The sequence below is a fragment of the Devosia sp. genome (genome assembly GCF_017307565.1).
Lineage (GTDB): Bacteria > Pseudomonadota > Alphaproteobacteria > Rhizobiales > Devosiaceae > Devosia.
In genome coordinates this window covers 1-9,925 of sequence record NZ_JAFKHD010000185.1, presented here as the reverse complement: position 1 = coordinate 9,925, position 9,925 = coordinate 1, and the positions used below count along the sequence as shown (strand labels likewise).

The window sequence follows — 9,925 nt, the reverse complement described above, 5'->3', positions numbered from 1 at the left end:
GATGAACGGCGACTTTGGCAGCGGTTTCGCTGATGCCGTGACGGGCCGCGGCTTCGGCCACGGTTGCGCCCTCAAGTCTTGTTTCGCGAATGAGATCGCCGGTCCGCTCGGGCACAAACTTCAGGACGGCTTCGACATCGCGCCGGTCGGCGGCATTGGCGCTGTCGTCGCTGGCGAAGACAGGCGCGTCGTCATCAAGCGGCACGGTGGGCCGGATGGCGTGGCGGCGGACGTGATCGACAAATTTGTGGTGTGCGACGGCGTGAAGCCAGGCGGTGAAGGGGCGGGTCCGGTCATAGGTCATGCGGCGCGTGTGCACGGCGAGCAGCGTGTCCTGCACGAGATCCTCCGCGTGTGAGGCGTGGGCGGCGCCAAGGCGGCGCGCGAACCAGGGGCGCAGGTAGCGGGCGAGATCGGCCAGCAGTTGCCGATAGGCAACCGCATCACCATCGAGCGCGGCCAGCATGAGCGCGCGCAGCCGCATCTCTGTCTTGTCCGCCTGCATCGCAACTCCATTCGCGGCAAAGCGGAGCAAGGTTACACCCGTACAGGAAAAAAGTGAGCCGGCAACACGGCTGCGTGATCGCGGTAACCGGCCGGGCGAGTGAGGCGAATGGTTGGGACGAACCGCGGCAGGGGCTGCGGTCGAGACAAGGGAGACGACGATGTTTTTCAAGACCGCTAGCCTTTCCGTTGCTGTTGCCATGGTGCTGTTCGCTGCCGGCGGAGCGATGGCCGAAGAGGCGATGAGTTCTGGCGCTATGGGCGCCGGAGGCATGAGCGCCGGGAACATGGCGCCCGAGGCCATGGGGCCGATGATGAGCGAGAAGGACCTGCAGACCTGTATCGAACAGGCCAAGGCCATCACCTTCCCCGAAGTGGCCATGGTGGCGGAGCAGGCGTGTCACGCCCTTGGCGAGGGTAAAAACGCGATGGGCGGCGGGGCGATGGGCAACGGTGCGATGGCACCAAAGCAATAAAAACGACGTGATGGCGACCATCTGCCTGATGCAATACCGTTGCTAGTGGCAGATGGTGCCATTTGCCTGGGGAAGAGCATGAGCGAACCGGACGAACATTCCAAGAAGCAGGGGCCGCTGGTCTACCGCCAGTCGGTGTGGACGCGGCTGACGCACTGGACCTGGGCGATCTGCCTGTTCTTCCTGCTGCTCTCGGGACTGCAGATCTTCAATGCCCATCCAGCGCTCTATGTCGGGCAACAATCGGGGTTCGAGTTCGACAATTCAGTCCTGCGGATCGGTGCAGTAAATACGCCTGAGGGGCCACGGGGGCAGACGACGGTTTTTGGCAGGACGTTTGACACCACCGGCGTGCTCGGCATGAGCGGGACGGCGGAGGCGCCGCAATATGTGGGCTTTCCGCCGGCGGTGACGATCCCATCGTTCCGGGATCTGGCGACTGGACGGGTGGTTCACTTCTTCTTCGGCTGGTTGCTGGTGGCGGCGCTATTCGTCTGGTTCCTCGCCAGCTTCATCAACGGGCACCTGCGGCGGGACATTCTGCCCAGGGGCGCGGATATTTCGGGGCTGCCGCGCGATGCGATGGATCATGCGCGGTTCCGCTTTCATCACGGGCGGCAGTATTCGCCCTTGCAGAAGATCAGCTATTTCTCTGTTTTCTTTATTCTTTTCCCGCTGATCGTGCTGACGGGGCTGACCATGAGCCCGGGAATGGATGCCGCGTTCCCCTGGCTGCTCGATCTTTTCGGCGGGCGGCAGACGGCGCGCACCATCCACTTCGGGGTCATGACGCTGCTGGTGCTGTTCTTCGTCGTTCACATCATCATGGTGCTGCTGGCGGGGCCGCTCAATGAACTGAGGTCAATGGTAACGGGCTGGTATCGCACCAGTCCCGGTACGCCGCCGGAAGCGGGGGACAAGCCGTGAGCAATATCATTCTCAACCGGCGCAAGCTGCTGATCGGGTCGGCGGCTTTGGGATCGAGCCTGGCGCTTACCGGCTGCAACCAGTTCGACTTTCTGGGAGAGCGGGGCAACCCTGTTCGGCAGGCGCTGGAGCAGGCCAATGTGCTGACCTATCGCGCGCAGCGGGCGCTGATCGGCAATCAGGTTCTGGCGCGCGAATATGCCGCCAGCGAAATCCGGCAGGGTATGAAGCCCAATGGCTCGACCGAGCCGACGACGCCGGAATACATGTTTTTGAAGGCGCAGAACTTTGCGCAGTACAAACTGACCATCAAGGGCATGGTGGAGCGGGAGGTTTCGTTCTCGCTCGACGAATTGCGCAACATGCCGGCGCGCAGCCAGATTACGCGGCACGATTGCGTCGAGGGGTGGAGCTGCATCGCCAAGTGGACGGGGACGGCGCTGGGGCCTGTGCTCGATATGGCGGGGGTGAAGCCGAGCGCGCGGTTCTGCGTCTATCACTGCTACGACAATATCCAGCGGACGCTTTCGGGCGACATCCTCTACTATACCAGCTCGGACCTGGTGGACGCCTATCATCCGCAGACGATCCTCGCCTATGGGCTCAATGACCAGGTCTTGCCGGTGAGCAATGGCGCGCCGGTGCGGCTGCGGGTCGAGCGGGCGCTGGGGTACAAGCAGCCAAAATATCTGCACACGATCGAGCTGGTGGATGACCTGACCCCGTTTGGGCGGGGGAAGGGCGGGTATTGGGAAGACAACGGTTACGATTGGTATGGGGGGATTTAAGGCCGCGATATTGTGGCTCCTGTCACCCCCTCCCAACCTCCCATGCCAAAGGGGAGGTGTTGCGTCGAGTGTTTGGCGCTCTCCTCCATTCCGGGCCGCGCACAACACCCATGCGCCTGCTACACTTGCCTTTTGGGGCTATTTCCCCCATATGGGGCGCAGCGTTGCGGTCTATAGGGCCGCTAACGGGCTTCTCTTCTTACTCAAGCGGTGAGCGGCGAAGTCACCCCGGATAGCCAAGGGCTCCGGGTTTGAGCCAGCACCCGCGCGATACTCCTTTATCGCCCGATTGCAATTTTTGTTCCTGGCGCCTGCCTCGTGCAGAGCGCCCGCGCAGCTTTTGCGCATCATGAAAGATCAAGATTTGACCGATTTTTCCAGTCTCGGATTGCCCCAGAACATTACCGACAGCCTCAAGGCTGCAGGCTTCGAGACCCCCACCAAGATCCAGAGCCAGGCCATTCCAAAGCTGCTCGAAGGCCGGGACATGCTGGGTATTGCCCAGACCGGCTCGGGCAAGACGGCGGCCTTTGGTCTGCCGATCCTGGCCGGCATTGCCGAACTGACCGGCCGTCCGCGGCCGATGACCACCCGTGCGCTGATCCTGGCGCCGACGCGCGAACTCGCCGTGCAGATCGAAGAGAACATCCGCAAGTTTGCGGGCTCCAAGATGAAGCTCGACACCGTGCTCGTGCTCGGTGGCGTGTCGCGCTACCATCAGGTGCAGAAGATCGCCAAGGGCGTCGACGTCGTCGTCGCGACCCCCGGCCGTCTGAAGGACCTGCTCGACGACAACAAGATCCGTCTCAACGAGACGCGCTGGCTGGTGCTCGACGAAGCCGACCGTATGCTCGACATGGGCTTCATTGCTCCGGTGAAGGCGATTGCCAAGGCCATCGGCCTGCGTCGCCAGACCATGCTGTTCTCGGCCACCATGGCTACCGAAATCGAAGACCTTGCCAAGGGGCTCCTGAAGGAGCCGATCAAGGTTGAGGCGGCGCCGCAGGGTTCGACCGTGGTCAAGATCGACCAACGCGTCATTCTCTCCGGCTCGAAGGCCAAGCGCGGCGTGCTCAATGGCCTCCTCGATGACGAGCAGGAAGGGATGGAGCGGGTGATCGTTTTTGCCCGCACCAAGCATGGCGCCGACCGCGTCGCCAAGAACCTTGCCATTGACGGGCATGAGGCTGCGGCTATCCACGGCAACAAGAGCCAGAATGCCCGCCAGGCGGCGCTCAAGGGCTTTGCCAGCGGTAGCGTGCGTATTCTCGTTGCCACCGACATCGCCGCGCGCGGCATCGACGTTCCGGGCATCACCCACGTGGTGAACTATGACCTGCCGGACGATCCGGAAAACTATGTGCACCGCATCGGCCGGACCGGTCGCAACGGGGCTACCGGTATCGCTATTACGCTGTGCGATGGCACCGAGCGCTCCAAGCTGCGCGATGTCGAGAAGCTGATCCGCCGGACGCTGCCGCTTTCGGGCGACGTGAACATGGTCGAGGAAGCTACGGCTTCGGCGCCGCGCCCGCCGCGCAATTCGGCCGGTGCTCCGGGCGGCGCGCGTACGTCGCGCAACCCCAAGTCGAACAGCCCGCGCAAGTTCAACACCCCGCGTCCCGGTGGTGAGCGTGGCAAGGGCGGCGCTCCCCGCGACGCCAACGCTCCGCGAGAAGCCAATGCTGGTCCTGCCCGTGATGCCCGCAATCCGCTGGCTCCGGCTCGCTCGGTGAAGCCGCCGCGCGCCGATGGTCTCAAGGCCAAGCCGCGTTGGACGACGGCGGCGAAAAAGTCCGCCGCGCGCAATCGCCGCGGCGAAGCCTAATCAGAAAAAGGGCGGCCGAGAGGCCGCCCTTTTTGTTTGAGCTATTCCCGCACCGCCGGTGTAATCGTCGAGCGATCTGCCGTTCCGGTTGGACCGCCGCCGCCCGGAGGGCCGCCGGCGCCATCGGGCGGCGGGCCACCCGCACCACCGGCGGGCAGTTCCGGGCGGTCGCCGCCCATGCCAAAGCCAATGGAGGAGCGTGCATTGGGATCGACGCCGACGATCATGGCGGCGAGGTATTCTTCGTCCAGTTCCTTGATGAAGGCATAGGCGGCGCGGGTCGACTGGGCCGCGATGCTGTCATTTGAGTTGAGAGTGTCGCGGGTGCTGGTGCGGTCATTGTAGGGCGCGACGTTGAGGTAGATGTATTCCGAGAGGGCGTCGGGGAAGAAGATCTGGCCGGTGAGAATGACATTCTCGGAGATGAAGATCTTGAAGTGAATGTGCGTGGTGCGGCCGCGATACCAGCTGGGATAGACGGTTTCGAACTCGACAAGGCCATTGGCGTCGGCGAACTGGGTGCCGCGCATGAAGGTTTCACCTGTCGTGTCCACCGTGCCGTCGTCGCCCTGATTGGCGTAGCCGGAATAAACGCCGGTAGCATCGCAATGCCAGATGTCGACCCGCGCGCCTTCGATGACAGCGCATTGGGCATCGACCACCTGCAGGCGAACGCGCAGCGGGATGCCCGGACGGCCCTCGGTGATATCGGCGCGCTCTAGCGAGGGATCGAAATAGTAGGGGCCCTCCGTCACCTCGGGGATGATGGCGCAGACGTCGGCACCCTGGAGGAGGGCGGCGGTCTGGCGGGCACTGGCCCCGGTTTCCTCCGCAAAGGCGGTCTGGCTCATCACGAGGCCACCGCTGGCGGTGACGGCTAGAGCCTTGAAGGCATCACGACGGTTCAATCGGGGCATGGGGCTTTCCCTGTCTGGTTTGCTGACGAGACCATAGCGTTGAACTGGCGCTTGCCATCGTTACACCTTGGACAGGGGGATGACCATTTGGTTAGGCTTCAGGCGACCGAGGCCATGTAGATGACATCGGTGGCGCCGCCACCGGCTTCGGCAATGCCCGGCGACAGGCGTTCGAGGAAGGCGAGGGCCCAGTCGTCGACATTATGGGCAGTGGCGGCGCGGTTGAGCGCCTGCCAGCGCGTCTTGCGTTCCTCGAGCGGCATATCCAGCGCCACGCGGAGTGCCTCGGCGGTCTCGTCGGTGTCGAAGGGATTGACCAGCAGCGCATCAGGGAAGATCTCGGCCGCTCCGGCGAAACGGGAGAGAATGAGGACGCCGGGATTTTCCGGGTCCTGCGCGCCGACATATTCGTGCGCCACGAGGTTCATGCCATCGCGCAGGGGTGTGACGAGGGCAACGCGGGCGAGGCGATAGAGGCCGGCGAGGCTGGGCTGGCCGTAAGTGCGCTTTACATAGGTGAGCGGCGCCCAATCGGGTTCGGCAAAGCGGCCCATGACGCGTCCGCAGATGGCGTCGAGCGTGTCGCTGGTCTCCTGATATTCCTTGATCGTGTCACGTGAAGGCGGGGCCACCTGCAGCAGATGCACCTTGCGGCGAAAGCGCTGGTTGTTGGCGAGGAGCTTTTCATAGGCTTCCACCCGCTGCGGCAGGCCCTTGGAATAATCGAGCCGGTCGACGCCGAGGACGAGCTCCTGCTCGCCGAGGGCGCGATGCATCCGGTGGATCATCTTCTTGGCGGCGGGGCTGGTGGCGAGGCGGGCAAAGGCTTCGGGATCGGAGCCAATGGGGAAGGCGGCGACTTCCGTGTCGGAGAAATCGACGGCTTCGGTGTTGCTGATGCCGAAGGTGGACGGCGCCTGGTGCTCGGCGAAATCGGTGAAGGCGGCCACATCGCGATTGGCCTGGAAGCCGATGAGGTCATAGCGCGAGAGATCGCGCATCAGTTCGCCATGGTGCGGAATGGCGTAGAGCGCGTCGGCAGTGGGGAAGGGGATGTGGAGATAGAACCCGATGCGGTTCTTGGCACCGAGGGCACGCAGTTCGCTCGCGAGCGGAATGAGGTGGTAGTCGTGGACCCAGATGACGTCATCGGGGCGCAGGAGGGGCTTCAGGGCCTTGGCGAACTGCGCGTTGACCCGGCGATAGCCCTCGTACCAGTAGCTTTCGATGGTCGCGAGATCGAGCCGCAGGTGGAAGCTGGGCCAGAGGATGGAATTGGAAAAGCCGGCATAATAGGCGTGGTGATCCTGGGGAGAGAGGTCGATCTGGGCAACCTTGAGACCGTCCACGTCTTCCATGCGCGGTTTGCTGTCGGGCGTTTCGGTCAGCTTGCCGGACCATCCGAACCAGAAGCCTTCATGCCGTGAGAGGACCTTGCGCAGGGCAACGGCGAGTCCGCCTGCTGCCGGGCCCTTGCCGGGCGTGCGATTGGATACGATGACGATACGGCTCATGACAGACGGGCCCCCTGTAGAATGCAAAATGATGCCGGGCGCGAAGCGCCCGGGTCGAGTTCGTTTCGATGTCCGGCGGGAGGCGCGATCAATGCGCCGTGGCGTCGGTGAGCACTGGCTCTTCGTGGTGGGCCATGGTGCCAAGGCCCCGCATCAAGGCGTAGACCGAAGCCACATCGGCGATGCGCAGGCGCGCTGAGGTTTCCCCGGGCCCAAGCTTGATGCCGACGCCGCCCAGTTCCTGGGCTGCGCGGAAGGCATCTTCGTCGGTTCGGTCATCGCCGATGAAGATCGGGATGCGGCCGACAAAGGGTTCTTCCTTCATGAAGGCGCGGAGCGCGCCGCCCTTGTCGAACCCGATCGGGCGGGCCTCGTAGACCATCTTGCCCTCGACGAGGGAATATTGCGGGTGATCGGCCAGCACTTCCTCGAGCGCGCGCAGGCAGGCATCGGCGAGGTTGGGCGCCTTGCGATAGTGGAGGGCCACTGCGCCGGGCTTGGGCTCGATCAGCAGTTCGGGATGGGCAATCGCCAGCGGCTCGATGGCGCGGGTGATTTCCTCGGCGCCGTGGATCAGTTCCTCGTCCACCTGTTCCATGGTGCCATCGGCGCGACGACGCTGAGACCCGTGTGCGCCGGCTACCGGGAGGTGAAGGGGCGAGAGGAAGCGGTCGATATCAGCGATCTCCCGACCGGTGATGACGGCAAAAGCATTGTCGAGATCGCGCGTGAGGCGCTCGATCTGCCCGGCGAGATCATCGGGAACGTGTACGGCCTCAGGGCTCTCGGCGATTTCCACCAGCGTGCCATCGAAGTCGGTGAACAAGGCGAGCGCAGGCAGTTCCGAGCCAGTTTCCGGGAGCGTCTGGGGCATGGCAGTCCTCTCGTGACAGTGCGGGTCATGAGGGAAACGCCAGGGGAGCCGAAAGGTTCGCGCCACATGCCTGCCATGCAGGTGGCGGGATTGTGAATGAATTCTTAATCACGCATTCGTGAGCGGTTCAGCCGTGGAGCCTTATCGCTGGTTCCAACGTTGCTGACACACGTCCGCAGTTTGACCGATGGGACGAAAAGTTGAGGGATAACAACAAGAAAATGCGCACGCTCCTGCCCAAACAAGCCCAATCGCAATTGATGCTGACCGCACTTTTCGTGGCAGCGCTGAGCTTCATCACACTGGCGGCATCGTTTGCCGAAGTGCCCGCGGGGCCCGGCGAGGCCGTGGCGGCCAGCGATGAATAAGGCCAAGCTCAATGCCCGTGATCGGCTGGCGCTTGAATTGTGGCGACTGGTTCTGCCGATGCCGAAAACCGCGCCGGGTGAGGGTCTCGTCCGGCGGCCGCTGAAGTCGTTGCGAAAAGTTCAGGCGAGTGGGATGCCCTTCTTGCCCTTGTCGCGCTGATAGATGGCTGAGAGGTCGGCATAGGCCGCCCGCAGATCGTCGAGACGCGCGAGGAGGTTTTCGCGATGGTCTCGATCGACGCCGGCGATCATTTCGCTCAGGCTCCGGCTTCTGAAGAAGGCATTGGAGCGGTTATAGAGCGGCCGGTCGGGCGGAACGGCGGCGCGGTCCGGATCAGGCACGGCATAGACGGCCTGCAGGATCTGGATGTCGTAGGGGATGCCGAAGCTGTCGCGGCTGTCTTCGTAGGTGAAGAGATAATAGAAATTGTCGAAGCCTGACCACGTGATGCCCGAAAGGCAGAGCGAGCACGGTTCGTGCGAGGTCAGAAAAACGCAATCTTTCGTTGCCGGGCGCTGATCTTCCGGCAACTCGAAGAAGCGCTTGATGGCATGCATTTCGCCATGCCAGAGCGGATTTTCCGTTTCATTGTTGGTTTCGGCGACGACGACCGAGAGGTCGGACTTGCGCAGAATGGCGGCGCCGAACAGCTTGTTTCCCTCGGCGACACCGCGCGCGGTCATGGGGATCACGTCGTGCTCGATGACGTCGAGCAGGCGCGAGATGAAATCGGCATTATCCAAGAGGATTATTCCTTGGTGCGGATGAGACCAATCAGGGGGACTTCGGCCGCATCCAGCAGGCGCAGGCTGTCGTCGGAAATTTCGTACCGCGCGACGGCGATGAGGGCGGCGAAGAAGGCGCTTTCCTGGGCCATGATTGCGGGCTGGCAGGCCATCATCGTCGCAGCCGGCTGGGCGAATTGCAGCTTGTCGCCATCAATGGTCGCTTGGGCAAAGTAGCTGTTGCAGCCGGCATGGCCATTGGCGCGGAGATCGGCCGCGATGGCGAGCGTTACCGGCTGCTCGCCAGTGACGGGGCTGCCGCTGATGCTGGTAACGCGCCAGGTGGTGTTGATCAGCGCGTTGTCGGGCTGGGGCATGGGCGGGGTGGGCTCAATGGGGGCGCGGGCCACGAGAATGGAGACCGGTATGGGCGCAGCCAGGTCGACTGGCACGGGGACGGAATTGCGGAATATGGCAGTGCCGCCCTGGCGGATTTCGGCGGCGAGACCGAAGCTGCCGCCCGACTTGGCCACGTCGCTGCGAATGGCGAGGGAGAACTTGAGCGGCACCTGGCCGTCAGGAATGGAGGCTGTGGCGCCGACAACGCGCTGGCCATCGGGCAGGGCGATGCGCTCGCGGTAGAATACGTCGCCAGTCAGCGTCAAATCCTGCGCGTTGGCGGCGCCGGCAAAGAGCATGAGCGACAGAATGAGCGTCAGGAGCCGGTTCAGCATGGCAGTCCTCCCTGTTTCATCTCCAACCTAACGCAGCACCATGAAGCTGGCGAGGCAAAGCCGCGGACGCGGTTAAGCAGGTCACTCGGGATGGGTGACGAGAAAGGGCGGCGCCAGGGTGAACTCTTCGAGATTATTGCCATCGCCGCCCCGGTCGACGACCAGGAAGTCGCTTTCCTTGTCGAGGGGGGTGAGGACGCCGTGCCAGGTGTTCATTGCGATGTTGACGCCTTGACCGCGGGCGGGAAGGAAGGCGCGGATATTGGCGG

Annotated in this window: 12 protein-coding genes; 5 read left to right on the top strand and 7 right to left on the bottom strand. The window is 63.4% G+C overall.

The window, feature by feature from the left end:
* On the bottom strand, positions 1 to 478 hold a 478-nt coding region (locus J0I64_RS05485; RefSeq protein ID WP_291406603.1), incomplete at its 3' end, for a sigma-70 family RNA polymerase sigma factor.
* 187 nt (positions 479 to 665) lie between these two features.
* Between J0I64_RS05485 and J0I64_RS05480 the strand changes: the two genes are divergently transcribed.
* From J0I64_RS05480 to J0I64_RS05465, 4 genes are all read left to right on the top strand, one after another.
* Complete coding sequence (locus J0I64_RS05480; protein ID WP_291406601.1) at positions 666 to 980, top strand: hypothetical protein; 315 nt, start codon at positions 666 to 668, stop codon at positions 978 to 980.
* A 78-nt stretch (positions 981 to 1,058) separates the two neighbouring features.
* Positions 1,059 to 1,907: a cytochrome b/b6 domain-containing protein gene (locus J0I64_RS05475; protein WP_291406600.1), complete on the top strand. Its 849-nt coding sequence runs from the start codon at positions 1,059 to 1,061 to the stop codon at positions 1,905 to 1,907.
* A complete protein-coding gene (locus J0I64_RS05470; protein WP_291406599.1) occupies positions 1,904 to 2,695 on the top strand; it encodes a molybdopterin-dependent oxidoreductase in 792 nt (263 codons plus the stop codon). The genes J0I64_RS05475 and J0I64_RS05470 overlap by 4 nt, the downstream gene beginning before the upstream one ends.
* Positions 2,696 to 3,044: 349 nt before the next feature.
* The gene (locus J0I64_RS05465) at positions 3,045 to 4,523 is read left to right on the top strand and encodes a DEAD/DEAH box helicase (protein WP_291406598.1); all 1,479 of its coding nucleotides are present in this window, start codon (positions 3,045 to 3,047) and stop codon (positions 4,521 to 4,523) included.
* A 41-nt stretch (positions 4,524 to 4,564) separates the two neighbouring features.
* Here the strand turns inward: J0I64_RS05465 and J0I64_RS05460 are convergent, their stop codons facing one another.
* The 3 genes from J0I64_RS05460 to otsB form a co-directional block, all read right to left on the bottom strand.
* Positions 4,565 to 5,440 (bottom strand): intradiol ring-cleavage dioxygenase, encoded by an 876-nt coding sequence (locus J0I64_RS05460; RefSeq protein ID WP_291406597.1) that lies wholly within the window; start codon positions 5,438 to 5,440, stop codon positions 4,565 to 4,567.
* Positions 5,441 to 5,538: 98 nt separating this feature from the next.
* Entirely contained in the window at positions 5,539 to 6,954 is a 1,416-nt protein-coding gene (locus tag J0I64_RS05455; RefSeq protein WP_291406596.1) for a trehalose-6-phosphate synthase, read from the bottom strand.
* Between the two features lie 88 nt (positions 6,955 to 7,042).
* Complete coding sequence (gene otsB / locus J0I64_RS05450; protein WP_291406595.1) at positions 7,043 to 7,828, bottom strand: trehalose-phosphatase; 786 nt, start codon at positions 7,826 to 7,828, stop codon at positions 7,043 to 7,045.
* Positions 7,829 to 8,049: 221 nt separating this feature from the next.
* On the opposite strand from otsB, the gene J0I64_RS05445 reads away from it, so the two are divergent.
* On the top strand, positions 8,050 to 8,196 hold the full coding sequence (locus J0I64_RS05445; protein WP_291406594.1) for a hypothetical protein: 147 nt from the start codon (positions 8,050 to 8,052) through the stop codon (positions 8,194 to 8,196).
* 120 nt (positions 8,197 to 8,316) lie between these two features.
* Here J0I64_RS05445 and J0I64_RS05440 read toward each other — a convergent pair whose 3' ends face one another.
* The 3 genes from J0I64_RS05440 to J0I64_RS05430 all read right to left on the bottom strand — a co-directional run.
* Complete coding sequence (locus tag J0I64_RS05440; RefSeq protein WP_291406602.1) at positions 8,317 to 8,880, bottom strand: nucleoside deaminase; 564 nt, start codon at positions 8,878 to 8,880, stop codon at positions 8,317 to 8,319.
* Positions 8,881 to 8,945: 65 nt separating this feature from the next.
* Positions 8,946 to 9,656: an META domain-containing protein gene (locus J0I64_RS05435; RefSeq protein ID WP_291406593.1), complete on the bottom strand. Its 711-nt coding sequence runs from the start codon at positions 9,654 to 9,656 to the stop codon at positions 8,946 to 8,948.
* An 81-nt stretch (positions 9,657 to 9,737) separates the two neighbouring features.
* The coding region (locus J0I64_RS05430; protein WP_291406592.1) for an ureidoglycolate lyase at positions 9,738 to 9,925 on the bottom strand (188 nt) is incomplete at its 5' end.